The following is a 24259-nucleotide window of genomic DNA, read 5'->3' as shown; positions in this document are numbered from 1 at the left end:
CGATGTGGACTTTGTCCGGCTTCGCCGACGAGATCTCACCCGACCTCGACGAGCAGTGCGAGGTGGCGAAGGAGTTGGGCCTGAGATACATCGAGGTGCGCAGCGCCTGGGGCGTCAACATCCTCGACCTGGACGACGAGCAGCTTCAGCTGATGAAGACGATTCTGGCCCGGCACGACCTCGGGGTCTCCAGCATCGGCTCGCCGATCGGGAAGATCCACATCGACGACGACTTCCCGCCCCACCTGGAGCGGATGCGCCACGCCGCCGAGGTCGCCCACTTCCTCGGCGCGCCGTACATCAGGATCTTCTCGTTCTTCCAGACGCCCGGCACCGACCCCGACCAGAAGCGGGCCGAGGTGATCGAGCGGATGCGGGCGCTGGCCCGGGTGGCCGAGGAGGCCGACCTGATCCTGCTGCACGAGAACGAGAAGGAGATCTACGGCGACATCCCGCGCCGGTGCCTCGACATCGTCCGCTCGGTCGGTTCGCCGCACCTGCGCCTGGCCTGGGATCCGGCGAACTTCGTGCAGGTCGGCGTGAAGCCGTACACCGAGGGCTACGCGGTGCTGCGGCCCCACCTGGAGTACGTGCAGATCAAGGACGCCCTGGCCGCCGACGGCACGGTGGTGCCGGCCGGCGAGGGCGACGGCGAGGTGGCGCGGACCATGCAGGCGCTGCGCCACGACGGGTTCGACGGGTTCTTCTCGCTCGAACCGCACCTGGCCGAGGGGCACGCCACCGGCGGCTTCTCCGGACCGGACAACTTCCGTAGGGCCTGGCTGGCCTTCACCGGCCTGCTCACCGCTGAGGGGATCGAGTATGCGTAAGGTCGCGGTGGTCGGCGCCGGCGTCATCGGCAAGCACCACGGCAAGGTGATCTCCCAGCTCGCCGACCGGATCGAGCTGGTGGCCGTGGTCGACGTCATCCCGGAGAAGGCGGCGGAACTCGCCGCGAAGCACGGCGGGCGTGCTTTTCAAGAGCTCGGCCAGGCGATCGACACCGAAGACATCGACGTCGTGGTGGTCTGCACCCCGACCGGCAAGCACGGTGAGCTGGCGATCGAGGCGCTCGAGGCCGGCAAGCACGTGATCGTGGAGAAGCCGGCCGAGGTCACCGTGGCCCGGACCGACGAGATCATCGCGGCCCAGCAGAAGGCCGGCAAGCTGGTCACGGTCATCTCGCAGCACCGCTTCGACCCGTCCACCGAGCAGGTCCTCGGCGCCATCGCGCGCGGCGAGCTCGGCCGGATCACGTCGGGCATCGCGTCGATCGACTGGTGGCGCGGGCAGAGCTACTACGACTCCGGGGACTGGCGTGGCACGTGGGCGCTGGACGGCGGCGGCGCGCTGATGAACCAGGGTGTGCACACGGTGGATCTGCTGGTCGCGGCGCTGGGCAACCCGGTCGAGGTGTTCGCGTACACCGGCACCCTGGCCCATCAGCGGATCGAGGTGGAAGACGTGGCCGCGGCGGTGGTGCGCTTCGAGAGCGGCGCGCTCGGGATGCTCCACGCCACCACCGCGGCCTACCCGGGCCTGAGCGCGCGGCTCCAGGTGCACGGCGACCGCGGCTCGGCCGTCATCGACAACGACCAGCTGGTGTTCTTCCAGGTCACGGCCGAGGGCGAAAACCCCCAAGAACGTCTGATGGGTACGAACACAGCACGCGAAGTCCCCACCGCCGGCAGCGACCCGGGAATGCTGTCCGATGCGCACAGGTCGCAGTACGAGAACTTCCTCGCCGCCCTGGACGGCACCGAGGAACTCCGGGTCGACCTGGTCACCAACCGCCGCTCGATCGGCGTGATCACCGGGGTGTACGAATCCGCGCGCACAGGGAAACCGGTGGCCCTGGACGGAGGACGACAGTGAGCCGCATCGCCGCCAACCCCATCCCGTACTGGTCGAAGGCGGGCAAGACCCGGGAGGTCTTCGAGGAGGCGTTCCGGGACTTCCAGGCCATCGGCTTCACCGCGACCAAGGCCGACGTGCCGGACGGCATGACCGTCGGCGAATACCGGGAGTGGATCGCCGGTTACGGCCTCTCCCCCGCGCTGAGCCTGTTCAACTCCCCGTTCGACGAGACCGTGGACATGGCCGTGGAGCTCGAGAAGGCCAAGCGCTTCGGGGCGCAGCAGGCCGCGCTCGGGCTGGACCGCACGATGGTGTCGTCGATGGCCCGGCCCGAGCGCATCGCCCGCCCGGCCGTGGGGACGGGCTTCGACGCGGGCCGGCTGGACCGAGCGATCGAGAACGTGGGGGCGGTCTGCCGCGTGCTGCGTACCGAAGGCATCTGGCCGTTGCATCATTCGCACGTGGGCGGGGTCTTCGAGACCGGTGACGAGATCACCAAGCTGCTCGACGACCTCGGGCCCGACCTGATCGGCGCCGGCCCCGACACCGGCCACCTGGCCTGGGCCGGCGTCGACCCGGCGGCGTTCATCCGGCGCTACGCCGACCGGCTCGGCGGCATCCACATCAAGGACGTCTTCCCGCCGGCCGGCCTGCCCGACCTCAGCTATCCGGAGCTGGCGGCGACCAAACGGCTGTGGGCCGAGCCCGGCCTGGGCACCGTCGACTTCACGGCCGTCCTGGACGCGATCCCGGCCGGCTACGACGGCGACTTCATGATCGAGGTGGACGAGCCCAGCGTCGAGTCGAAGGCGGAATCGCACCGGATCTCGTACGAATGGGCGCGATCGTTCCTGGCCGGGCGCGTCACCTGAGCACGGCCGGCTTCGACGGCCTGGGGACGCCGCGGGCCGGTGCGCCGGCGGCCCGCCCGCGGTGACTCGTCGACTGCCGCACGACCAGGCGCATCGGCAGCACCAGCGGCGGCCCCTTGGGCACGGCGCCCAGCGCGACCGCGATGCAGTTCTGCACGCCGGTCAGGCCCATCCGGTACAGCGGTGAGGCGACGGTGGTGAGCTGCGGTTCGACCAGTTCGGCGTACGTGATGTCGTCGAACCCGACCACGCTCACCTCCTCGGGCACCCGTACCGCGAGCTTGCGCAGCCCCTTGACGATGCCGATCGCCAGCTGGTCGTTGTACGCCATCACCGCCGTCGCCTCCAGGCGCGCGACCCGGCGGGCGGCGCTCAGCCCGGCCAGCACGTTCGGCTCGTTCGGGCCGACCCGCCGCGCCTCCAGCCCCAGGTCGGCCGCCGCCTCCCGCAGCGCCCGCCAGCGCACCCCGTCCGACCAGCTGGTCTCCGGCCCGCCGACGTAGACGATCCGGTCGTGGCCGAGCGCGGCCAGATGTTCCGCGGCCAGCCGGATCCCCCGGTCGTTGTCGTTCAGCACGCAGCTGGCCTCGGGGATCATCCGGTTGAGCAGCACCACGGCCTTCTGCTTGGCCACCATCCGCAACGCCGAGTCGGACATCCGCGAGCTGGCGATCACGATGCCGTCGACCTGGGCCAGCTCGTGCTCGATGCTCTCCCGCTCGACCTCCGGCGACTCGTTGGTGTGGGTCAGGATGAGCTGGTAGCCGCCCTCACGCGCGGCCTCGTAGGCGCCCTTGATGATGTCGCCGTAGAACGGGTTGGTCACGTCCGCGACGACCAGGCCGATGGCCTTCTGGCGTTCGGCCGGCGGGCGCGTGGCCGGCGCGGGCGCGGCCCGGTAGCCGAGACGTCCGGCCGCCTCGAAGATGCGCTGGGCGGTGTCCGCGTGGACGCGCCCCGGCTTGGAATAGGCACGGGACACCGTCGAGGCGGCCACGCCCGCCTCGGCCGCCACGTCATAGATGGTCGGGCGCCCCGGCATGGCGCTCATCATGAACGCCTCGCAACGCGCGGGCAACACCTCGGAAACCGGCACCGCCGGGCCGCGACCGGCCCGGGTCGGACCTACGGCGACGCGGTGGGGCCGGCAGGGCAGAATCGGACCCGTGGACATCGGGGTGCTCGGGCCGCTCGAGGTGCGTGCCGACACCGGCGGGACGGTGCCGGTGGCCGGCGCGCGCCTGCGTACCCTGCTGATTGTTCTCGCCCTCGACGCCAATCGGGTGCTGTCCACCGATCGGCTCATCGACGCCGTCTGGGGCGACGATCCACCCGCCGCGGCCGGCAACGCCCTGCAGGCGCTGGTCTCCCGGCTGCGCCGCACCGGGCTGGTCATCGACACCGCCCCGACCGGTTATCGCCTGGTCATCGACCCGGAGCGGATCGACGCGGTGCGGTTCATGCGGCTCGCCCCGGCGCGGCCGGCCGAGGCGCTGGCGCTGTGGCGGGGCGAGCTCGACTTCCCGGAGGCGTCCCGGGCCGAGGCGACCAGCCTCACCGAGACGCGCCGCACCGCCCACCGGGCCGTCCTGGCCGAGCAGGTGCGGCGCGGCGCCGACGTCACGGTCGCCCTGGAGGCGCTGGTCGCCAGGCATCCGCTGGACGAGGGGTTCGCCGGGCTGCTGATGCGCGCGCTCGCCGACCAGGGGCTGCCGGGCCGGGCGGTGCAGGTCTTCGCCGATCTCCGGCAGCGGCTGGCCGACACGTTGGGCACCGATCCGGCGGCCGAGCTGGCCGAACTGCACCTGGAGCTGCTCCGGGGCAAGCCCCGGGGGAACCTGTCGGCGTCGGTGAGCAGCTTCGTGGGCCGGGAGGACGACGTACGGGAGATCCGCGCCCTGGTCGCCGGGCACCGGCTGGTCACGCTGACCGGGCCGGGCGGCAGCGGCAAGACCCGGCTGTCGATGGAGGCCGGGGCCGGCGTCCGGGGCGAGGTGTGGCAGGTCGAGCTGGCGCCGCTGACCGACCCGGCCGAGATCCCCTCGGCCGTCCTCACCGCGTTGCGGCTGCGCAGCCTCGTCCTTTCGAACAAGGCGACGGTCGACCCGCTGACCCGGCTCTGCGAGGCGCTGGCCGGGCGGGAGATGCTGATCCTGCTCGACAACTGCGAGCACCTGATCGCCGACGTGGCCCGGGTGGCCGACGCGATCCTGCGGGCCGCGCCGGGGTTGCGGCTGCTGGCCACCAGCCGGGAGCAGCTCGGCCTGCCGGGTGAGCGGCTGCGGCCGGTCGAGCCGCTGCGGCTGCCGCCCGAGGGCGCGCCGCCCGAGGTGGCGGCCGGGTTCCCGGCAGTCCGGCTGCTGCTCGACCGGGCCGGGCCGGGGCTCACCCTGGACGCGGCGACCACCGGGCCGATCGAGACGATCTGCCGCGCGCTGGACGGCATGCCGCTGGCCCTCGAGCTGGCCGCCGCGCGGCTGCGTACCCTTCCGCCCGGCGTGGTCGCGGACCGGCTGGCCGACCGCTTCCGGTTGCTCACCGGCGGGAGCCGCGCCGCCCTCCCCCGGCACCAGACGCTGCGCGCGATGGTCGACTGGAGCTGGGAGCTGCTGACCGAACCGGAACGCACCCTGTGGCGGCGCTTCTCGGTGTTCCACGGCGGCGCCGACGTGACCGCGGCCGAACGGGTCTGCGGCACCGACATCGACGTGCTCGGCGCCCTGGTCGACAAGTCGCTGCTGGTGCTGCGGGCCGGCCGGTTCCGGATGCTGGAGACGATCCGCGAGTACGGGCTGGAGCGGCTGGCCGAGGCCGGCGAGGTCGAGCCGATGCGCCGCGCCCACGCGGCCCATTTCGGCGAGCTGCTGGCGACGGCGGAACCCCACCTGCGCCGGGCCGAGCAGCTGGAGTGGCTGGCGGTGCTGAACGCCGAGCACGACAACCTGCACGCCGCCCTGCGCGGAGCGGTCGACGCCGGCGACGCCGCGACCGCCTTCGCGCTGGCCGCCCGGCTCGGCTGGTACTGGTGGCTGAGCGGGCACCGGGCCGAGGGCTCGATGATGGCCCGGGACGTGCTGGCGATGACCGGCGAGGCCGATCGCGAGGACCGGGCCACGGCGTTCGCCTTCGCCGCGATGAACGGCCTGGAGGGCGCGGCGCCGATGCCCGACGTGCGGGCCTGGTTCCGCGAGGCCGAGCGGCTGGTGACCGGCGACACGACGGTCAACTCGGCGCTGCGGATGGTCGTCCCGATCAGCGCGATGTTCCAGGCCGCGGCCGAGACCCACGCGTTCGACAGGCTCGCCGAGCTCTTCGACGCCGACGATCCGTGGCTGCGCGGGACGGCCCGGATGATGAACGGCCAGCTGATGCTGAACTTCGGGTTCAGCGTCGAGAAGGCCGCCGCCGAGCTGCGTACGGCGCTGGAGATCTTCCGGTCGATCGGCGAGCGCTGGGGCATCGGGTTCTCGCTCAGCCAGCTCGGCGACCTGGCCGCCGCCCAGGGCGATTTCGCGCAGGCGGTGCGCTGGCAGCGGGAGGCGATCGGGCTGATCCGCGAGGTGGGCATCCGCGAGGACATCCCGCAGGTGCAGGTGAAGCTGGCCCATCAGCTGTGGATGGCCGGCGACCGCGCCGAGGCGCGGCGGATGGTCAAGGACGCGCGGGAGTCCGCGGAGGAGATCGGGCTGGCCGAGGTGATGGGTTCGGTCGAGTACGCCGCCGCGACCCTGGCCCGGCTGGAAGGTGACCTGGACGCGGCGCGGGAGCACGCCGGCCGCGCGATGAAGCAGATGCCGCCCGGCCTGTTCGCGCCGCAGTTCGCCTCGATCGCCCGATCAGCCCGCGGGCTGATCGAGGCCGCCGCCGGGAACCTGACCCTGGCCCGGCGGCTGCACACCGAGGCGGTCGAGCTGGCCGTCACCTCGTCCGACCAGCCGGTGATGGCGCTCGTCCTGACCGGATGCGCCGACCTGGTGCTGCGGGAGGGTGACGCGCGACGGGCGGCCCTGCTGCTGGGCGCGGCCGACGGCATCCGCGGTTCGCTCGACCGTTCGCTGCCGGACGTCGGGCGGCTGACCGCCGAAGCCCGCGCCGCGCTGGGCGACGCGGGCTTCGAGGCCTGCTACGACGAGGGTCTGCGGGTCACCCCGGCGACCATCCGGGAGGCGACCGGCCTACACCCGGCGGCGGAAGGCCCAGACCGACAGCGGGGCGAAGACCACCAGGAAGCCGCACGCCCAGAGCAGTGACTGGGTCACCGGGCCGGACACGTCGCCCCCGTTGAGCAGGCCGCGGACCGCGTCGGCGAGCACCGTCACCGGGTTGACCTTCACCCAGGCCTGCAGCCAGCCGGGCATGGTCGCGGTCGGCGCGAACGCGTTGCTGGCGAAGGTGAGCGGGAAGAGCAGCGTGAACCCGAAGATCTGCACCTTCTCGGGCGCGCTCACCAGCATCGCCACCAGCACCGACATCCACGAGGCGCAGAAACCGAAGAACAACAGCAGACCGAAGGCGGCGAGTACGTCCAGAGGGCCGGAGCCGAACCGGAAGCCGAGGATCACGCCGACGATCAGCAGCAGCGCCACCGCCCACGCCTGCTTCACCACGTCGGCGACGATCCGGCCGGCCAGCGGCGCGAACCGGGCGATCGGCAGCGACCGCAGCCGGTCGAAGACGCCCTTGGTCAGGTCGGTGTTCAGCCCGACGCCGGTGTTCATGGTGGCGAAGAGCAGGTTCTGCACGATGATCCCGGCCAGCCCGAACTTCAGGTAGTCGCCGGGCGAGCCGGAGATCGCGCCGCCGAAGACGTAGGTGAACAGCAGCAGGAACATCACCGGCTGCACGCTGAAGTCCATCAGCTCGAACGGGTTGTGCTTGATCTGCACCAGGGTCCGCCAGGCCAGCGTGAGCGTGTGCCGGACGCCCTGGATCGGGGTGACGCGGGGTTCCGCGGCCAGAGTCGTCATTTCGTACCACCGGTCAGGGTCAGGAAGACTTCGTCGAGGCTGGGGCTGCGCAGGGACAGTTCGGCGACGAGCAGGTTCTCCTCGTCGAGCCGCCGGACCAGGTGGGCCAGGGCGCCCGGGTCGGTGACCGGCGCGGTGACCAGGCCGGACGACCGGGTGATGGGGCCGGCCGCGACCGACTCGACCGCGGCGGCGACCTTCTCCAGCTCGTCCTCGGCGATCGGGCGCACGGTCACGGTCTGCGCGCCGGTGCGGGCCTTGAGCTGGTCGGCCGTTCCGGTGGCGATCACCCGGCCGTGGTCGATGACCACGATCTCGTCGGCCAGCTGGTCGGCCTCGTCCAGGTACTGGGTGGTGAGCAGCACGGTGACGCCGTCGGCGACCAGGCCGCGGACGATGTCCCAGACCTCGTTGCGGCTGCGTGGGTCGAGGCCGGTGGTCGGCTCGTCCAGGTAGAGCAGGCGCGGGGCGCCGACCAGGCTGGCCGCGAGGTCGAGGCGTCGCCGCATGCCGCCGGAGTACTTCCCGGCCGCCTTGTCGGCGGCGTCGCCGAGCCGGAACCGGTCGAGCAGCTCCCGCGCCTTGGCCTTGACGTCCCGGCGGGACATGCCGAGCAGGCGGCCGATCAGGATCAGGTTCTCGGCGCCGGTCAGCGTCTCGTCGACCGAGGCGTACTGGCCGGTGAGGCCGATCAGGCCGCGGACCTGGTGGGCCTGGCGGACGACGTCGTAACCGCCGACCGTGGCGTGGCCCTCGTCGGGCCGGATCAGTGTGGCCAGCAGACGGACCGCGGTGGTCTTCCCCGCGCCGTTCGGGCCGAGCAGCCCGAGCACGGTGCCGCTGCGGACCTCGAGGTCGACGCCGTCCAGGGCGGTGGTGTCGCCGAAGCGTTTGACCAGCCCTTCGGCGACGATCGCTTGGTTCATGATTTCTCCCTCGTGAGTTCGACGGGAGAAGAGTGCGCCGACCGCCTGACACGGCGCTGACACGGACATCAGCGTCGTGTCAGTGCAGGTCAGCATGGGTGCTTTCACGACTTGACGGCGCCCTCCATGATCCCGCGTACGATCTGCCGGCCACCGAGCAGCAACAATGCGATCAGCGGGACGGTGGCGACGAACGCGCCGGCCAGCACCCGCCGGTAGATCACGTAGTTGCCGCTGGCCAGGTCGGACAGGGCCACCATCGAGGTCGGGAACTCGGTGCCGTTGAGCGTGATCAGCGGCCACTGGAACTCGTTCCAGGTGGCCACGAAGGTGAGCAGCCCGAGCACGGCCAGGGCCGGGCGGATCGCCGGCAGGATGATGCTCCAGTACACCCGCATGGTCAGCGCGCCGTCCATCCGGGCCGACTCGACCAGCTCGTCCGGCACCGCCTGCAGGATGAACTGGCGCATGTAGAAGACGCCGAACGCGGTGACCAGCCCGGGCGCGATCACCGCGAGCAGGGTGCCGTTCCAGCCCAGCTTGCCCATCAGGATGTACAGCGCGACCACGCCGAGCTGGTTGGGCACGGTGAGCGTCAGGATCACCACGATCATCAACCCGTTGCGGCCGCGGAAGCGCAGCTTGGCGAAGGCGAACCCGGCCAGGGAACAGAAGAACAGCACGGACGCGGTGACCACCGACGAGACGATGGCGCTGTTGATCAGCGACGCCGTGAAGTAGACGTCCTGCAGGGTGAAGACCTCACGCAGGTTGGCGAGCAGCTGCGTGCCGGGTACGACCGACGGCGGGATCTGCGAGACCGCCTCCTCGGTGCTGGTGGCGATGACGAACATCCAGTACACCGGGAACGCCGAGATCAGCAGGATCGCGGTCAGCGAGAGGTAGGTCTTCCAGGTGCCACGGGTGTCCTGCGGCGCCCGGCCGATCTCGCGGCCGTGCCGGACCAGCTGGGACGTGCTCATCGACGGCCTCCACTGAGCCGGTTGGTGGCCAGCGCGTTGACGCCGGCCACGATCAGGATGATCAGGAACAGGGCCCAGGACATCGCGGCCGCGTACCCGAGATTGAGGTTCTTCCAGCCGACCTGGTAGATCAGCTGGGCGATGGTCTGGAACTGCCCGTCCGAACCGCCGCTGGCCGACTGGGGGTTCGCGTCGAACAGCATCGGCTCGTTGAACAGCTGCAGGCCGCCGATGGTGGACAGCACCACGGTGAAGATCACGACCGGTTGGATCATCGGCACCGTGATCCGCCAGAGCTGCCGCCACGGCCCGGCGCCGTCGACCGCCGCGGCCTCGTAGATGTCCTTCGGGATGGACTGCATCGCGGACAGGTAGAGCAGCGCGTTGTAGCCGATCCACTTCCAGTTGACCATGGTGGCGATGGCGATCCACGAGCTCCACTTGTCGGCCCGCCAGTCGATCGGGTTCTCGGTCCCGAACCCGACCAGGGACAGGAACCAGTTGGCCATGCCGTTGTCGCGGGCGAAGAACACCGAGAACAGCAGCGTCGAGGCGGCGGCCGGGGTGACGTACGGCAGCAGCACGCCGATCCGCCAGAACGTGGTGCCCCGCAGCCGGCGGTTGAGCAGGTTGGCCAGCATCAGCGCGATCAGCAGCTGGGGCACGGTGGACAGCACGAAGATGCCGAACGTGTTCAGCAGCGCGTTCCAGAAGTCGGAGTCGCCGAGCAGCTTGGCGAAGTTGTCCAGGCCGGCCCAGCCGTCCTGGCCGGGATCGTCCAGCCGCCAGGTCCGCAGGGCCACGACGCCGTTGAAGATGATCGGGAACAGGCCGAAGACCGCGAAGAACAGGAAGAACGGCGCGATCAGCAGGTACGGCGTGCGCTTCATGTCGAAGCGGTGCAGCCAGTTCCGCGCTCGCCTCGGCTCGGGCGACTGCTGCTCGGCCTGGCGTGGCGGGTCGGTGCGGGTGAGGGTCACGGGCTCGCTCCTTCGCTTCACGTCGCGGAGGGGCGGGACGGCCTCAGGCCGCCCCGCCACGGTCGTCGATCAGGACTTGGCGGCCTTCTCGGCTTCCTTGACCACGACCGGCCACGCCGCGTCCGGCGAGAGCTTGCCCTGCTGCACCCGGGTGATGACGTTCTCCACCGCGACCCGGGTCGGGCCGTTCTTCTTGCCCAGATACTGCGGCTTCAGACTTTCCGCGGTGGCCGCGAAGATCTGGCCGGTGGGCGCGTTGCTCATGAACTCCTTCTTGTAGTCGAGCACCGCCGGATCCTTGTACAGCGCGGGCTGCGAGGGCAGGTTGCCGACCTTCTTGAAGATGGAGATCTGCTGCGCCGGCTGGACCATCCACTCGACGAACTTGTACGCCTCGTCGACGTTCTTGCCCTGCTTGGGGATGGTCCAGAAGGAGCCGCCCCAGTTGCCGCCGCCGCCGGGGATCGAGGCGATGTCCCACTTGCCCTTCTGGTTGGGCGCGGTCTCCTGGATGTGGCCGATCATCCACGCCGGGCAGGCCAGCACCGCGAACTGGTCCTTCTTGAAGCCCTGGTCCCAGTTGGGCTGGAAGCTGACCAGGTTGGCCGACAGGCCGGCCTTGATCGCCTGCATGCTCACGTCGAACGCGACCTTGGGGCCGCCGTCCATCTGGAGCTGGTCCTGCTCGTTGTAGAAGCCCTGCGGCTGCTGGGCGATCACCGGGTTGAACATGTTGCTGGCCGAGTCGATGAACTTCTTGCCGGTGGCCTGGGTGTACTTCTGGCCGGTCTTGATGAACGACGGCCAGTCGGGCCACAGCTTGGAGACCTCGGCCCGGTCGGTGGGCAGGCCGGCCGCCTTGAACAGGTCGCTGCGGTAGCACATGGCCAGGCCGCCGACGTCGGTGCCGAGCCCGATCTGGGTCTTGCCGTCCGGGGACAGCGTCTGCTTCCACTTCCAGTCGAGATACTTCGCCTGGTACGAGCCTGCGCCCTTGTCGAGCAGGTTGACGAACTTGTCGGACTGGCCGCGGAACTGCACGGCGAAGCCCTCGTCGATGGCCGAGACGTCCGGGGCGCCGTTGCCGGCGACCAGCTTCTTCTGCAGGTCCTCGTGCTGGGCGTTGAACTCGCCCGAGTTGAGCACGATCTTGACGTTCGGGTGCTCCTTCTCGTACTGCGCCTTCAGGTCGTTGAGCCCGAAGTCACCCCAGAAGTTGACCTTGAGAGTCACGGCGCCGGCGGTCGCGTCGCCGCTGCCACCACCGCCCGACAGCTTCTCGCCGCTGCAGCCGGACAACGCCAGCGCTGTCACGAGCACCAGCGCGCCGCCTCGTGTACCGAACCGTCCCATGTGGGCCTCCCCCTGGAGCAATGAGCCGAATGACGTTACTGAACCGGGTAAGTGGCGCGACCGTATGACGCCCGTCGATCGGTGTCAATACCGTGTTACGGCACGATGTCCAGATGACCTCTGGTGCTCGGTAAGGCGGATAAATCCGGCGTTGCCCCACCGCTACATGACCCTTAGTGTTGTGGCCTGAGCCACTTAATCGGTCAAGTGACCAGGCCATACGGGTTCCGGGGAGATCACATGAAGCGGCCGACGATCGCCGACATCGCCCAACGGGCCGGGGTCTCCAAGGGCGCCGTCTCCTATGCCCTCAATGGACGGCGCGGCGTCTCCGACGCGACCCGGCAGCGCATCGTCGCGATCGCCCGGGAGCTGGGCTTCAACCCCAGCAACGCGGCCCGGGCGCTGTCCGGCGCCAGCGCCCGCGCGGTCGGCATGACCCTCTGCCGGCCGGCCGAGATCCTCGCCGTCGAGACCTTCTTCATGCGCCTGATCAGCGGGTTCGAGGCCGAGCTGGCGGCGCGCGGCTTCGCCCTGACGATCCAGGTGGTGTCCACCCCGGCCGACGAGATCGCGGTCTACCGGCGCTGGTGGGGCGAGCGCCGGGTGGACGGCGTGTTCGTCACCGACCTACGCGGCGACGACGTCCGCATCCCGGTGCTCCGGGACCTGCGCCTGCCGGCCGTGGTGATCGGCGGGCCCGGCGACACCGGGCCGATCAGCCAGGTCTGGTCCGACGACGCCCCCGCCATCACCGAGGTGGTGCGCTATCTGTCCACTCTCGGACATCGGCGGATCGCCCGGGTCGGTGGCATGCCCGAGCTGCTGCACACGCAGACCCGGACGCGAGCGTTCGAGGAGGTCTGCGCCACGGTCGGGATGGAGTCGGCGGTCTCGGTCTTCTCCGACTACACCGGCGAGGGCGGCAGCGTCACCACCCGGCGGCTGCTCACCGGGGACGACCGGCCCACCGCGATCATCTACGACAACGACGTGATGGCCGTCGCCGGGCTGGCCGTCGCCCAGGAGCTCGGCATCGGCGTACCCGCCGACCTGTCGATCGTGGCCTGGGACGACTCGCCCCTTTCGAGCCTGGTCCACCCGCCGCTGAGCGCGCTGAGACGGGACATCGCCGAGTACGGCGCCCACGCCGCCCGCCAGCTGCTGGCCACCATCGCCGGCGACAACGTCGGCCACCTCAGGGCCGGCGCAGCTCACCTGATCCCACGCGGGAGCACGGCGCCGCCACCGGCGGGGTCCAGATGAGCAGCGCGGCCGAGAAATAGACGTACAGGTTGCTCCCGACCAGCTCCACCGGCGGTCGCGGCGGGTTCTCCCACAGCCACAGCAGGCGGGACGTCATCACCAGATAGGCGCTCACCGCCAGCGCCTTGACCCCGCGCCCGCGGCCTCCGCCTTCGCCTCCGCCTTCGCCTCCGCCGCCTCCGCCAGCTCCGCCTTCGCCTCCGCCGCTGAGGCAACGGATCAGCGCGGGCAGCAGCCACACGCAGTGGTGGACCCAGGTCACCGGACTGATCAGGCAGCTCAGCACGCCGGTCAGCGCCAGCCCGCCGACGACATCAGCCCTCCGGACCCGCCACACCCACCACCCCAGTGCGATCAAAACCAGACAGATCCAGATGTACGTCGCGGAGCCCTCGAACGGCAACCGCGCCACGAAGCCCCGCAGCGACTGATTGGACACATACGACAGATCGCCGACCCGATCGGTGTCCCACAGCGCGGCCGTCCAGAACTCCCGCGACTGATCCGGAAAGATCGCCGCGGCCACCAGGGTCGCCGCGACGGCCGTACCCATCGCCGTAAAGGCCGCCCTCCACCGGCGCGTGACCAGCAGATAGACGATGAACACCCCCGGCGTGAGCTTGATCGCGGTGGCCAGCCCGACCCCCACGCCGGCCCAGCGCCGCCCCGCGCTGAGCCCGAACAGCAGATCCGCCGCCACCACCACGAGCAGCACCATGTTGACCTGTCCGAGCGTGATCGTCTCGCGCACCGGCTCGAAGCAGAGCGCCAGCCCGACCCCCACCGCCGGCCCGAACCAGCCCTTGCCCGGGCTCAGCCAGCGCACGAGCAACACCGTCGCGCCCACCGTGGCCACCGTGGTGACGACCAGCACCACCGGGAACGGCGCCACCGCCATCGGCGCCATCACCAGCCCCGCGAACGGCGGATAGGTGAAGCCGTACGGCGAGTTGAGCCGCAGGAAGTCGTAGACCATCCCGCCGTCGTCGAACCAGTAGTTGATCGCCCCGTAGTAGACCCGCGCGTCGAACCAGGTGTTCCGCCGCTCGCTGAGCCACAGCACGACCAGCGTGACCACCGCCAGGCCGGCGACGGCGGCGACCCGCTTCTTCATGACCGTCGCCGCCACCGCACCGCGTAGACCACCACACCCACCACCACGACCGTCATCGCGATCGCGCCCTGCGCCTTGGCGGCCAGCGCCAGGTTGTAACCATCCGGCAGACACAGCACCGACGCCACCGCACACGGCACGACCAGCCACCGCGTGTCCCTGCGTAGCGTCGCCGCGAGCACCGCCAGCGGCCACGTCAGATACCAGGGGTGAAATACCGGCGCCAGCGCCACGGTAGCCACCAACGCCAGCCCGGCCCCTTTGCTCTGCGCACTCATACTCACCTCTAGGCGCGCGACAACGCCGCGTCTCGCGCTGACCTGCGTGTTCGTGCGAGCCGGCCGGCGCTGATGACTCTCACCGGCCTGCGCACCCACCGGCACTTCCGGGTCGGGATCAACCGCCTCAGCCCCCCTGACCTGCGCACTCTCCGGCAACCCTTGGCGCACGACCAGGGGGTGAGTATGGGTGCGCAGAGCAAAGCGCCACCAGAGGGTGATGAGCAGTAGCGCCAGCGCGGCCAGGCCGACCAGGCGGGCGACCGTGATCGCGGTGTCGCCGGCGCCGAGCAGGGAGGCGGTCATGCCGACGGCGGTGGGCGGGGACGTCCACTGGACCGAGACGCCGCTGCCGGCCAGCGCGAAGAGCCAGCCGAAACCCAGCCCGGAGGCCAGTGACGCCAGGCCCAGCGACAGAACGGCGCCCAGGGCGACCCACCAGTTCCGGCGCAGCGGCAGCACGACGAAGGGCAGCACGACCAGGGCGGTCGCCTTCACGCCGCCGGCCAGGCCGATCAGGGCACCGGCGGCGAGCAGCCAGGCCGGTCGCTCACGGAAGACCAGGGCCAGGCCGGCGACCAGAAGGCCGACCATCACGGCGTCGTTGTGGGCGCCGGAGATCAGGTGGATCGGGACCAGGGGGCAAGCCACGGCCAGGAAGACCGCGCGGCCGGGGTCGACGTCGTGGCGGCGGGCCAGGGCCGGCAGGCCGGCGGCGAGCAGGACGACGCCGAGCACGGCGATCACCCGGAGCAGGGCGAGCGTGCCGGTCAGGGAACCGCCGGCCACCGTGGTCAGGGCCGCCAGCAGCAGGAAGACCGGGCCGTAGGGGGCCGGCGAGGAGCGCCAGGTGGGTGCGACGGCGTCGAGCCAGGGGCACTGGTACGCGGCCACGCCGGCCGCGTAGGGATCGTGGCCGGCGGTCAGCGCCCAGCCCTGGCAGGCGTACGAGTAGACGTCGTAACTGCCCAGCGGCAGCACGAACAGCAGCGGCAGCGCCCACAGCGCGGCCGTCACGTAGGCCCAGCGCAGCGACGGCACCCGGTGGCGGCCGAGCCACCACGCCGCCACGAGCAGGAGCGTCCCGGCGAGCCAGCAGAGCGGCACGAGCCAGCCGTCGGCGCCGGAGAGGATGGTGCGGGCGGTCATGGGCGGCGACCACGGAGTGTGGGCGCCGCGGACGTAGGCGGCCACGGCCAGCAGCAGGCTTCCGGCCAGTCCCCCATAGCGGAGGGTTGCGGGGCCGGGCATGGCGGCCACCCTACCGTGACGCGAAGCAACCACCGGTAGGGTCGGCGGCGTGTGGGCGCGGCGCCGGCTGGAGTGGGTGACGGCCGGGTGGGCGGTGGCGCTCGCGGCGGTCTATCTCGTGCTGCCGCCCCTGGGGTCGGACCTGTCGGCCCAGGTCGCACGGGCCGGGTTCTTCGCCGACCACGGCTGGGCGCCGGTCGACCTGCGCTGGTACGGCGGCGTCAACCAGCTCGGTTACAGCCTGGTGTCCCAGCCGGTGATGGCCACGCTGGGTGTTCGGGTGACCGGTGCGCTGGCGCTGGTCGCCGCCGCGGCGATCTTCGCTGTCCTGCTGCGGAGGGTGAGCGCCCCCCGACCGTGGCTGGGCTCGCTGATCGGTGCCGCGTGCATCGCCGGCAACCTGGTGTCGGGGCGGGTCACGTACGGCCTCGGGGTCTGCTTCGGGCTCGGGGCGCTGCTGCTCCTCACCTACCGGAAAGCGGCCTGGCTGGCGGCGCCGGTCGCGCTGCTGGCCGGGGCGACGTCGCCGGTGGCGGGGCTGTTCGTCGGGCTGGCGGGCGCGGCGCTGCTGCTCGCGGGGCGGGTCCGGGACGGGCTGCTGGTGGCCGTGCCGGCCGCGGTGCCGGTCGGGGTGGCGGCGCTGCTCTTCGGCGACGGGGGCTGGATGAACATCAGCCTTCAGGACATGCTGCGGTCGGCGGGGGTGAGCGTGCTGGTGGCACTGCTCGCCACACAGCGGGCGGTGCGGATCGGGGCGGCATTGTCGGCGGCGGGGGTGCTGGCGGCGTGGCTGATCCACACGCCGGTCGGGCTCAACGCGACCCGGCTGGTGACCATGTTCGCGCTGCCGGTGCTCGCCGCGTACGCGAGGGTTCCGAAGTGGGCGGTGCCGCCGGCGCTGGTGGCGGTGTGCGCGCTGCTGTCCCCGGTGGTCGTCGGTGACGTGCGGGACATCGGCAACCCGACCTCGGACCCGGCGTACTTCCGGCCGCTGCGGGACCGGCTGGCGATGGTGTCGCTGACCGGCCGGGTCGAGGTGCCGCCGACCCGGGACTACTGGGAGGCCGCCCACCTGGGTGACGTGCCCCTGGCCCGGGGCTGGCTCCGGCAGGCCGACATCGACCGCAACCCGCTGTTCTTCGAGAAGGTGCCCGGTGCCTCGGGTACGGGCGTAAAGCTCACCGCCGACAGCTACCGCGCCTGGCTGGCCGAGACGTCGGTGCAGTACGTCGCCCTGCCCGACGCCGAGTTCTCCTGGCCCGGGCGGGCCGAGGCGGCGCTGGTCGAGGGTGGCCTGCCCTACCTGCGGCAGGTGTGGTCGGACGAGCACTGGCGGCTCTACGCGGTGGTGGACGCCGAGCCGGTGGTGGCGCCGCCGGCGGTGACGGTCGAGCAGGCCGGGGCGTCGGTGACCTTCGACGCTCCGGCGGCCGGCGACGTGATGGTGCGGGTGCGCTACTACCGCTGGCTGCGGGTCGAGCCGCCCGCGGTGGTGGAGCCGGCCGGGGTGTGGACCCGCGTCCGGGTCCCCGGCCCCGGTCGCTACCGGCTCACTTCGGCACTGCGTACGTCAGGTGCGTGACGCCCGTACCCTCGACGATCTTGATCGGGCCCGCGAGCTGGACCGGCTTGACGCCCAGGCTGGGGAAATACGGTGTGCCCGCGCCGAGCAGCACCGGCGCCAGGTCGACGTGCACCTCGTCGAGCAGGCCGGCGTCCAGCGCCTGCCGGGCCATCTCGCCGCCGTTGACGCCGACGTTGCGGTCGCCGGCGATCTCCTTGGCCTTGGCCACGGCGGCCTCGATGCCCTCGGTGACGAAGACGAAGTTCTCGTCCGCGGCCGGCCGGTCCGCCGGCGGCTGGTGGGTGAGCACCACGACCGTGACGTCCAGCGGGTGCCGCCCGCCCCAGGCGTTCGTCAGGTCGTAGAGGTGCCGGCCGACGACCAGCGCGCCGAACGCGCTGTTCCAGTCGTCGAGGTGTTCCTTGCTGGCCTGGGAGACCTTCATGGTCAGCCCGGGCATCGCGGTCGGCACCTCGATGTCGCCGTTGTTGTACCACTGGAACAGCAGGTCGAACCCGCTGTCGCCCGGGCCGGCGATGTAGCCGTCGATCGACATCGTGGCGCCCGTCGCAACCTTGCCCATTTTTCCCAACTCCTTGATGAGGTGTCCGACACCCCTGGGTCGGAGCGGGATCGGCGTCCTCGACATCAGGTCCGGCCGATTTCCGAGCCGATCCGGCGCATGCCCTCCATGACGTCGCCGGTCACCGGGCGGGCGGACGGATCCCAGTTGGCCAGGACCGCGTACGCCAACGGCTGGTCGCCGCGCAGATAGCCGACGTCGGCGCGTACCCCATCGTCGGTCCCGGTCTTGTTCCGCAGGCGTTCACCCAGGTGGGCCAGCGGGTCAAGGTGGAAGGCCGAGGCGACCATGGAGAGGTCGGTGTTCAGCGCCAGCCACCCGTCGACCCGCGCCGACACCGCCGGTGAGATCACCCTGCCACGGGCCAGCCGGAGCATCAGGGCGGCCAGTTCACGGGCCGAGCCGGTCGAGAGCTTGGTGTGTACGCCGGGCGGCCGGATGCCGACCATCCGGTTGAGCGCGGTCTGCTCGAGCCCCAGCGAGGCCGCCACCGCGCGGACCGCCTCCGGGCCGACCCGCTGGAGCAGCACGTTCGTCGCGTAGTTGTCGCTGGCCGCGCCGATCAGCGCGGCCACGTCGGCGACCGGCAGCGCGTCCACGGCCAGGTGCTGCCACAGTCCCGAGTCGGCGACCGCGACGGCCGGGTCGCGGCGCAGCACCTCCCCCGGGTCGAGCGTCCCCTCGGCGATCTGCCGGGCCGTCTCGATCAGCAGCAGGATCTTGCCGATGCTGGCGGTGGACAGCTTGCGCCCCGGGTCGTGCGCGGCCTCGGCGCCGGGCCGCCCGGTGACCGCGATCGACCAGCTGACCTCGGGCGTGCCGGCGACCACCTCGGCGACCACGGCGGAGAGCGTCATGCCGCCATCCTCCCCCTCCCGGGGAACCCAAATCGGACCCCACCTTGACGACCATTCCCCACCTCGTCCATTATTCCCATGGAACAGATGGGATAAGAAGAAAACGAGGGGTGAGGCGTGTGCATGTCCTGGCCCGCACCGACTACGCCGTCCAGGCGATGCTGTCGCTGACCGCCCGGCACCCCGACCTGGTCAAAGCCGCGACCCTGGCCGCCGATCAGGACATTCCGCTCAGCTTCCTGCAGGGCATCCTGCTCGACCTCAAACGCGCCGGCCTGGTGCACAGCCACCGCGGCGTGGACGGGGGCTACCACCTGGCCCGCGACGCCGCCGAGATCACCGTCGGTGACGTGGTCCGCGCGGCCGGCGGCGCGCTCACCACCGTCCGGGGCCTGCCCACCGCCACCGCTGTCTACCACGGCGCGGCCACCGGCCTGCGCGATGTCTGGGTCGCCGTCGAGGCCGCCATCGAGGGCGTCATCGACCACAAGACCCTGGCCGAACTGACTGCTGTTTCCGCTCTGGAAAAGATCGAGAACTGAGGACCCTGTGCGCCGCTTATTGAGTACGCTCGCCATCGCCGCCCTGGCCGCCACGGCGCTCAGCGCCTGCGGCGACGACGCCGCCTCCTCCTCGTCCTCCGGCGGCGACGGCGCCGCGGCTGAGGCATCCGCCATCCGGCTCGGCTACTTCCCCAACATCACCCACGCGCCGGCCCTGATCGGCGTCAAGGACGGCCTGTTCCAGCAGGCCCTCGGCTCGACCAAGCTCGAGGCGAAGACCTTCAACGCCGGCCCGGCCGCGATCGAGGCGCTGTTCTCCGGCGCGATCGACGCCACGTACATCGGGCCGAACCCGGCCATCAACGGCTGGTCACAGTCCAAGGGCACCGGCCTGAAGATCATCGCGGGCAGCACCTCCGGCGGCGCCGGCCTGGTGGTGAAGCCGGGCATCACCGGCCCGGCCGACCTCAAGGGCAAGAAGATCGCCACCCCGCAGCTCGGCAACACCCAGGACGTGGCACTGCGCGCCTGGCTCAAGCAGAACGGGCTGAACGCCGACCAGCAGGGCGGCGGCGACGTCTCGGTGCTGCCGCAGGACAACGCCACCGCCACCCAGGCCTTCGCCCAGGGCGCGATCGACGGCGCCTGGGTGCCCGAGCCCACGCTGAGCCGGATGCTGCTCGACTCCAAGGGCAAGCTCCTGGTCAACGAGAAGGAGCTCTGGCCCGGCGGGCAGTTCGTCACCACCCACCTGATCGTCAAGCAGGACTTCCTGAAGAAGTACCCGGGCACGGTCAAGAAGCTGCTGCAGGGCCACGTCGCGTCGATCAAGTACATCAAGGACAACGGCGACAAGGCTCAGACCGACGCCAACGCCCAGCTCGAGGCGCTCAGCGGCAAGCCGCTCAAGCCCGAGGTGCTCAAGGCCGCCTTCGCCAACCTGAGCTTCACCACCGACCCGATCGCCCCGTCGCTCTACACCAGCGCGCAGCACGCCCAGGACGTCGGCCTGCTCAAGCCGGTCGACCTCAAGGGAATCTACGACCTGACCCTGGTCAACGAGGTGCTGCAGGCCGACGGCCAGCCGGCGATCACCGACGCGGCGTCCTGACATGAGCGTCCTGACCCTCGACCGGGTCTCCAAGCGGTACGGGTCCCTGCTCGCGCTGGACCACGTGTCGCTCGAGGTGGCGCCGGGCGAGTTCGTCTGCCTGCTCGGCGCCTCGGGATGTGGCAAGAGCACCCTGCTGTCCCTGGTCGCCGGGCTCGACGAGATCAGCGGCGGCGTCCTGGACATCGGCGGGCGGCGCGTCTCGCTGATGTTCCAGGAGGCCGCGCTCTTCCCGTGGCTGTCGGTGCGGGGCAACATCGAACTGCCGTTGCGGCTGAACGGCGTGGGCCGGGCCGAACGCCGGGCGCGGGCCGAGGACCTGCTGGAGATCGTGCGGCTGCGCGAGTTCGGCGACAAGCGGCCGCACGAACTCTCCGGCGGCATGCGCCAGCGGGTCGCGCTGGCCCGGGCGCTCGCCCAGGAGGCCGACATCCTGCTGATGGACGAGCCGTTCGGCGCCCTGGACGCGATGACCCGCGACATCCTGCACGACGAGCTGGAGCGGATCTGGCGGGAACAGTCGCTGACCGTCCTGTTCGTCACGCACAACGTCCGCGAGGCGGTGCGCCTGGGCGACCGGGTGATCCTGCTCAGCAGCCGTCCCGGCCGGGTCATCGAGGACTTCCCGGTGACCTCCCCCCGCCCCCGGCGGATCGACTCGCCCGAGGTGTCCACCCAGGCCGCCGAGATCACCGACAAGCTCCGCGCGGAGGTGGCGCGCCATGCACACTGACCTGATCCCGAACCAGCGCGACACCACCGCCGGCCTGGATGCTCTGGAGCTGGCGCCAGTCCAGCGGCGTACCGATCTGGGCCGTCGCGTCTGGCGCAGCGCCTGGCCCAAGCTGCTGGCGATCGCGCTGGTCATCCTGATCTGGGAACTCGTGGTGCTCTCCGGGTGGAAGGAAGCCTTCGTGCTCCCCGGGCCGGCCGCGGTCTTCCAGGACCTGGGCAGCCTGATCACCACGGCCGACTTCTGGGCCGGCGTGCGCCTGACGATGACCCGGGCGGTCACCGGCTTCGCCCTGGCCGTGCTGATCGGCACCCTGGTCGGCGCGGCCGTGGCCACCATCCCGCCGCTGCGCGCGGCCATCGGCTCGCTGATCACCGGCCTGCAGACGATGCCGTCGATCATGTGGTTCCCGCTGGCCATCCTGCTGTTCCAGCTGGGCGAGAAGGCGATCCTGTTCGTCGTCGTGATCGGCGCCGCCCCGTCCGTGGCCAACGGCCTGATCAGCGGCATCGACTACGTCCCCCGCACCTGGCTGCGGGTGGGCCAGGTGCTGGGCATGAAGGGTTTCGCGAAGTACCGCCACCTGATCCTGCCCGCGTCCCTGCCGTCGTTCGTGTCCGGCCTCAAGCAGGGCTGGGCTTTCTCCTGGCGCAGCCTGATGGCGGGCGAGCTCCTGGTCATCGTGCCCGGCGCCGTCTCCATCGGCGTCCGCATGCAGAATGCTCGCGACCTGTTCGAATCCAGCCTGGTGATCAGCTACATCATCGTGGTCCTGGTGATCGGCATCATGATCGACCTGCTCTTCAACCTCGCCGACACCTCGCTGCGCAAACGCTGGGGCCTCACCGACTCGTAGCGGTCCAACCCGCCACCTCCGCCAGCATCTCCTGGACGGCCCCGGCCAGGTCGTCGTCGGTGGCGATCAGGACGGCCCGGCGCACCAGCTCCTTCATGAAGGAGGCCGTCACGCCCTCGCTGCGGGCGGCGACGTCGTCCAGGACGGCGGGCGAGAAGGTGATCCGGCGCGCAGCCCGAGCGCTGGCCGAACCGCCCGCCTCCGACGCCGGTTCGCGACCATCAGATCAAGAGCTTGCGGTCGCACCTGGGTGGGGCGTGCAGACCGCAGCTCCCGACACCCCTTGACAGAGGGGCGCCGGGAGCTGCGGTCAGTGCCACCCACCCAGGCACGACATCGTGCTCTTGATCGGGGGTTATTTGACCGCGCCGGCGACCAGACCGCTCACGTAGTAGCGCTGGAGCAGCAGGTACAGCACGATGCACGGGATGGCGGTGACGGCGACGCCGGCCTGCATGACGCCCCAGTTCAGGGTGCCCATCTGGTTGGAGGCCAGGACGGTCAGGGTGACCGGCAGGGTGAACTTGGTCTCGTCGGTGACCAGGATGAGCGCGGCGAAGAACTCGTTCCAGCTGGTGAAGAACGTGAACAGGGCCGTGCTGATCACGCCGGGGATGGCGACCGGGAGCATGACGCGGCTCATGGCCGAGAAGAAGCCGCAGCCGTCGATCAGGGCGGCCTCCTCGATGCTGGCCGGCAGCGCCGCGAAGCTGTTGCGCATCAGGAAGACGCCGAACGGCAGCTGGAACGTGGTGTAGACCAGGGTCAGGCCGAGCAGGGTGTTGCTCAGGCCCAGGCCGTGCAGAATCGAGAACAGCGGCGTGATGATGGCCTGGAACGGGATCATGAAGGTGGCCAGGATGATGAAGAACAGCAGGCCGCTGCCGCGGAAGCGGAGCTTCGCGAACGAGTAGCCGGCCAGCGTGGCCAGGGCGACCGTGAGCAGGGTGGCGCCGATCGAGACGATGACGCTGTTCGAGATGTGCGTCCAGATGCCGACCTGGCCGGTGTTGCTGAGCGCCTTGAAGTTGTCGGCCGACAGGGCGTGCGGGAACAGGGTGGGCGGGTTCCGGGTCGCCTCGCCGACCGGCTTCGACGACTGCGACACCATGATGTAGAGCGGATACACCACCATGACGGACAGGCAGACGCAGATGGCCCACCAGGCCATGCGCGGGACGGCCCGTCGAACCTCGGTTATGGCGTTCATGAGTGGTCCGTCCTCCGCAGCAGAAGCATCTGCACGGCGCTGACCGCGGCCAGGACCACCATCAGCATGGCGGACAGCGCGGCGCCGTACCCGAGATCGAAGTTGATGAAGCTGGTGCGGTAGATCTGGTAGACGGCGGTGATCGTCGTGTTGGACGGGCCGCCCGCGGTCATGATGAAGAACTGGTCGAAGGCCAGCAGCGAACCGGCGACCGAGAAGACCAGCACCAGGGCCAGCGTCGGCCGCAGCAGCGGCAGCGTGATGTAGCGGAACGCCTTCCACCGGCCGGCCCCGTCGATCCGCGCGGCCTCGTTCAGCTCGTCCGGAATCGACTGCAGGCCGGACAGCAGCAGGATCATCTGCATGCCGGTCTGTTTCCACACCACCATGAGGCTGACCAGGAGCAGCGCGCTGGTGCCGGTGGCGAACCAGTTGTCGGTCGAGTCGGAGAAACCCAGCTTGGCCGACAGGTCGGCGAGCGGGCCCAGGCCGGGCTGGGCCAGATAGAGCCAGAGGTACGCCCCGGCGGCGAAGCCGATCACCACCGGCAGGAAGAAGATCGTCTGGAAGAACCGCGCCCCGCGGCCGGGCCGGTTCACCAGGAAGGCCTGGATCAGCGCCGGTATCAGCAGCGCGGGCGTGATCAGCAGCGTGTACTTCAGGGTGAACCAGATCGCGTTCGTCCACTCGGTGTCGTCCACGGCTTGCTTGTAGTTGGCCAGGCCGACGAACTCGTGGTCGCCGAGCAGCGGCCAGTCGTGCAACGACATCCAGAACGTCATCACCAGCGGCACGATGAAGAAGACGATCACGACGACCAGCGCCGGCGACACCAGCAGCAGGCCCATGAGCTGACGGCGGCGCCGGTTCGTGAGCCAGGGCCGCTTGGGTTCCGACGGCGCGATCTCCGTCGCCGGATGAGCCAAAGTCTCGGTCATTGGTAGGACTCCCGGGAAGGGGACCCGCCGCGGCCGACGGGCCGGCCGCGGCGGGAG

At 70.8% G+C, this 24259-nt stretch carries 23 protein-coding genes; 10 read left to right on the top strand and 13 right to left on the bottom strand.

From position 1 onward, the window contains the following. Nucleotides 1-2 precede the first annotated feature (2 nt). The 3 genes from AB0O15_RS35530 to AB0O15_RS35520 are packed head-to-tail and all read left to right on the top strand — an operon-like array spanning nt 3 to nt 2729. Complete coding sequence (locus AB0O15_RS35530) at nt 3-830, top strand: sugar phosphate isomerase/epimerase family protein (RefSeq protein WP_364328116.1); 828 nt, start codon at nt 3-5, stop codon at nt 828-830. Then, on the top strand, nt 823-1875 hold the full coding sequence (locus tag AB0O15_RS35525) for a Gfo/Idh/MocA family oxidoreductase (protein ID WP_364328113.1): 1053 nt from the start codon (nt 823-825) through the stop codon (nt 1873-1875). The genes AB0O15_RS35530 and AB0O15_RS35525 overlap by 8 nt, the downstream gene beginning before the upstream one ends. Next, nucleotides 1872-2729, top strand: a complete 858-nt coding sequence (locus tag AB0O15_RS35520; RefSeq protein ID WP_364328110.1) for a sugar phosphate isomerase/epimerase — start codon at nt 1872-1874, stop codon at nt 2727-2729. The genes AB0O15_RS35525 and AB0O15_RS35520 overlap by 4 nt, the downstream gene beginning before the upstream one ends. On the opposite strand, the gene AB0O15_RS35515 is transcribed toward AB0O15_RS35520, so the two are convergent. After that, nucleotides 2722-3771, bottom strand: a complete 1050-nt coding sequence (locus AB0O15_RS35515) for a LacI family DNA-binding transcriptional regulator (protein WP_364328108.1) — start codon at nt 3769-3771, stop codon at nt 2722-2724. The two genes, AB0O15_RS35520 and AB0O15_RS35515, sit on opposite strands and share 8 nt — an antisense overlap. A gap of 124 nt (nt 3772-3895) precedes the next feature. On the opposite strand from AB0O15_RS35515, the gene AB0O15_RS35510 reads away from it, so the two are divergent. Continuing rightward, nucleotides 3896-6979: a BTAD domain-containing putative transcriptional regulator gene (locus AB0O15_RS35510; RefSeq protein ID WP_364328105.1), complete on the top strand. Its 3084-nt coding sequence runs from the start codon at nt 3896-3898 to the stop codon at nt 6977-6979. On the opposite strand, the gene AB0O15_RS35505 is transcribed toward AB0O15_RS35510, so the two are convergent. The 5 genes from AB0O15_RS35505 to AB0O15_RS35485 all read right to left on the bottom strand — a co-directional run bounded on the left by AB0O15_RS35505 (nt 6905) and on the right by AB0O15_RS35485 (nt 11938). Then, nucleotides 6905-7696, bottom strand: coding sequence for an ABC transporter permease (locus AB0O15_RS35505; RefSeq protein ID WP_364328102.1), 792 nt, complete (start codon nt 7694-7696; stop codon nt 6905-6907). The genes AB0O15_RS35510 and AB0O15_RS35505 overlap by 75 nt on opposite strands. After that, nucleotides 7693-8622, bottom strand: coding sequence for an ATP-binding cassette domain-containing protein (locus AB0O15_RS35500; RefSeq protein WP_364328099.1), 930 nt, complete (start codon nt 8620-8622; stop codon nt 7693-7695). Before AB0O15_RS35500 ends, AB0O15_RS35505 begins: the two co-directional genes overlap by 4 nt. Before the next feature lie 104 nt (nt 8623-8726). Then, on the bottom strand, nt 8727-9605 hold the full coding sequence (locus tag AB0O15_RS35495) for a carbohydrate ABC transporter permease (RefSeq protein ID WP_364328096.1): 879 nt from the start codon (nt 9603-9605) through the stop codon (nt 8727-8729). Continuing rightward, nucleotides 9602-10585: a sugar ABC transporter permease gene (locus AB0O15_RS35490; RefSeq protein WP_364328094.1), complete on the bottom strand. Its 984-nt coding sequence runs from the start codon at nt 10583-10585 to the stop codon at nt 9602-9604. The genes AB0O15_RS35495 and AB0O15_RS35490 overlap by 4 nt, the downstream gene beginning before the upstream one ends. A 69-nt stretch (nt 10586-10654) precedes the next feature. After that, entirely contained in the window at nt 10655-11938 is a 1284-nt protein-coding gene (locus AB0O15_RS35485) for an ABC transporter substrate-binding protein (protein WP_364328091.1), read from the bottom strand. A gap of 240 nt (nt 11939-12178) precedes the next feature. Here AB0O15_RS35485 and AB0O15_RS35480 point away from each other — a divergent pair, with 240 nt between their 5' ends. Further along, complete coding sequence (locus AB0O15_RS35480) at nt 12179-13204, top strand: LacI family DNA-binding transcriptional regulator (RefSeq protein ID WP_364328088.1); 1026 nt, start codon at nt 12179-12181, stop codon at nt 13202-13204. Here AB0O15_RS35480 and AB0O15_RS35475 read toward each other — a convergent pair. Together AB0O15_RS35475 and mptB are read right to left on the bottom strand one after the other, a co-directional pair. Beyond that, complete coding sequence (locus AB0O15_RS35475; RefSeq protein WP_364328085.1) at nt 13137-14318, bottom strand: glycosyltransferase 87 family protein; 1182 nt, start codon at nt 14316-14318, stop codon at nt 13137-13139. The genes AB0O15_RS35480 and AB0O15_RS35475 overlap by 68 nt on opposite strands. Then, a complete protein-coding gene (gene mptB / locus AB0O15_RS35470; RefSeq protein WP_364328082.1) occupies nt 14315-15847 on the bottom strand; it encodes a polyprenol phosphomannose-dependent alpha 1,6 mannosyltransferase MptB in 1533 nt (510 codons plus the stop codon). Before mptB ends, AB0O15_RS35475 begins: the two co-directional genes overlap by 4 nt. Nucleotides 15848-15914: 67 nt before the next feature. Here mptB and AB0O15_RS35465 point away from each other — a divergent pair, with 67 nt between their 5' ends. Beyond that, nucleotides 15915-17429 carry a hypothetical protein gene (locus tag AB0O15_RS35465; protein WP_364328402.1) on the top strand — a complete coding sequence of 505 codons (1515 nt, stop codon included), beginning with the start codon at nt 15915-15917 and terminating at the stop codon, nt 17427-17429. Here AB0O15_RS35465 and AB0O15_RS35460 read toward each other — a convergent pair. Together AB0O15_RS35460 and AB0O15_RS35455 are read right to left on the bottom strand one after the other, a co-directional pair. Next, nucleotides 17398-17994: a dihydrofolate reductase family protein gene (locus AB0O15_RS35460; protein WP_364328080.1), complete on the bottom strand. Its 597-nt coding sequence runs from the start codon at nt 17992-17994 to the stop codon at nt 17398-17400. The genes AB0O15_RS35465 and AB0O15_RS35460 overlap by 32 nt on opposite strands. Before the next feature lie 65 nt (nt 17995-18059). Then, nucleotides 18060-18851 (bottom strand): serine hydrolase, encoded by a 792-nt coding sequence (locus tag AB0O15_RS35455; RefSeq protein ID WP_364328077.1) that lies wholly within the window; start codon nt 18849-18851, stop codon nt 18060-18062. A gap of 119 nt (nt 18852-18970) precedes the next feature. On the opposite strand from AB0O15_RS35455, the gene AB0O15_RS35450 reads away from it, so the two are divergent. Genes AB0O15_RS35450 through AB0O15_RS35435 form a run of 4 tightly spaced genes read left to right on the top strand, consistent with a single transcriptional unit; the run spans nt 18971 to nt 22054 of the window. Continuing rightward, on the top strand, nt 18971-19393 hold the full coding sequence (locus AB0O15_RS35450; protein WP_364328399.1) for an Rrf2 family transcriptional regulator: 423 nt from the start codon (nt 18971-18973) through the stop codon (nt 19391-19393). A gap of 7 nt (nt 19394-19400) precedes the next feature. Beyond that, nucleotides 19401-20465, top strand: a complete 1065-nt coding sequence (locus AB0O15_RS35445) for an ABC transporter substrate-binding protein (protein WP_364328074.1) — start codon at nt 19401-19403, stop codon at nt 20463-20465. 1 nt (nt 20466) lies between these two features. Next, a complete protein-coding gene (locus AB0O15_RS35440) occupies nt 20467-21198 on the top strand; it encodes an ABC transporter ATP-binding protein (RefSeq protein WP_364328071.1) in 732 nt (243 codons plus the stop codon). After that, the gene (locus tag AB0O15_RS35435) at nt 21188-22054 is read left to right on the top strand and encodes an ABC transporter permease (RefSeq protein ID WP_364328068.1); all 867 of its coding nucleotides are present in this window, start codon (nt 21188-21190) and stop codon (nt 22052-22054) included. The genes AB0O15_RS35440 and AB0O15_RS35435 overlap by 11 nt, the downstream gene beginning before the upstream one ends. Here AB0O15_RS35435 and AB0O15_RS35430 read toward each other — a convergent pair. The 3 genes from AB0O15_RS35430 to AB0O15_RS35420 form a co-directional block, all read right to left on the bottom strand. Next, nucleotides 22041-22166: a hypothetical protein gene (locus AB0O15_RS35430; protein ID WP_364328065.1), complete on the bottom strand. Its 126-nt coding sequence runs from the start codon at nt 22164-22166 to the stop codon at nt 22041-22043. The genes AB0O15_RS35435 and AB0O15_RS35430 overlap by 14 nt on opposite strands. A 243-nt stretch (nt 22167-22409) precedes the next feature. Beyond that, nucleotides 22410-23264, bottom strand: a complete 855-nt coding sequence (locus AB0O15_RS35425; protein ID WP_364328062.1) for a carbohydrate ABC transporter permease — start codon at nt 23262-23264, stop codon at nt 22410-22412. Further along, nucleotides 23261-24202: a sugar ABC transporter permease gene (locus AB0O15_RS35420; RefSeq protein ID WP_364328059.1), complete on the bottom strand. Its 942-nt coding sequence runs from the start codon at nt 24200-24202 to the stop codon at nt 23261-23263. Before AB0O15_RS35420 ends, AB0O15_RS35425 begins: the two co-directional genes overlap by 4 nt. Nucleotides 24203-24259: the final 57 nt, after the last annotated feature.

Origin of the sequence: Actinoplanes sp. NPDC089786 (assembly GCF_040684855.1) — a bacterium.
Taxonomy (GTDB): Bacteria; Actinomycetota; Actinomycetes; order Mycobacteriales; family Micromonosporaceae; genus Actinoplanes.
The sequence above is the reverse complement of the archived record's forward strand: the minus strand, read 5'-3'. Positions and strand labels throughout refer to the sequence as shown.

Coding starts and splice junctions, on each gene's coding strand:
- AB0O15_RS35530 (WP_364328116.1), top strand. CDS start 3: ATGTGGACTTTGTCCGGCTTCGCCGACGAGATCTCACCCGACCTCGAC.
- AB0O15_RS35525 (WP_364328113.1), top strand. CDS start 823: ATGCGTAAGGTCGCGGTGGTCGGCGCCGGCGTCATCGGCAAGCACCAC.
- AB0O15_RS35515 (WP_364328108.1), bottom strand. CDS start 3,771: ATGCCGGGGCGCCCGACCATCTATGACGTGGCGGCCGAGGCGGGCGTG.
- AB0O15_RS35505 (WP_364328102.1), bottom strand. CDS start 7,696: ATGACGACTCTGGCCGCGGAACCCCGCGTCACCCCGATCCAGGGCGTC.
- AB0O15_RS35500 (WP_364328099.1), bottom strand. CDS start 8,622: ATGAACCAAGCGATCGTCGCCGAAGGGCTGGTCAAACGCTTCGGCGAC.
- AB0O15_RS35495 (WP_364328096.1), bottom strand. CDS start 9,605: ATGAGCACGTCCCAGCTGGTCCGGCACGGCCGCGAGATCGGCCGGGCG.
- AB0O15_RS35485 (WP_364328091.1), bottom strand. CDS start 11,938: ATGGGACGGTTCGGTACACGAGGCGGCGCGCTGGTGCTCGTGACAGCG.
- AB0O15_RS35480 (WP_364328088.1), top strand. CDS start 12,179: ATGAAGCGGCCGACGATCGCCGACATCGCCCAACGGGCCGGGGTCTCC.
- AB0O15_RS35475 (WP_364328085.1), bottom strand. CDS start 14,318: ATGAAGAAGCGGGTCGCCGCCGTCGCCGGCCTGGCGGTGGTCACGCTG.
- mptB (WP_364328082.1), bottom strand. CDS start 15,847: ATGCCCGGCCCCGCAACCCTCCGCTATGGGGGACTGGCCGGAAGCCTG.
- AB0O15_RS35460 (WP_364328080.1), bottom strand. CDS start 17,994: ATGGGCAAGGTTGCGACGGGCGCCACGATGTCGATCGACGGCTACATC.
- AB0O15_RS35455 (WP_364328077.1), bottom strand. CDS start 18,851: ATGACGCTCTCCGCCGTGGTCGCCGAGGTGGTCGCCGGCACGCCCGAG.
- AB0O15_RS35440 (WP_364328071.1), top strand. CDS start 20,467: ATGAGCGTCCTGACCCTCGACCGGGTCTCCAAGCGGTACGGGTCCCTG.
- AB0O15_RS35435 (WP_364328068.1), top strand. CDS start 21,188: ATGCACACTGACCTGATCCCGAACCAGCGCGACACCACCGCCGGCCTG.
- AB0O15_RS35425 (WP_364328062.1), bottom strand. CDS start 23,264: ATGAACGCCATAACCGAGGTTCGACGGGCCGTCCCGCGCATGGCCTGG.
- AB0O15_RS35420 (WP_364328059.1), bottom strand. CDS start 24,202: ATGACCGAGACTTTGGCTCATCCGGCGACGGAGATCGCGCCGTCGGAA.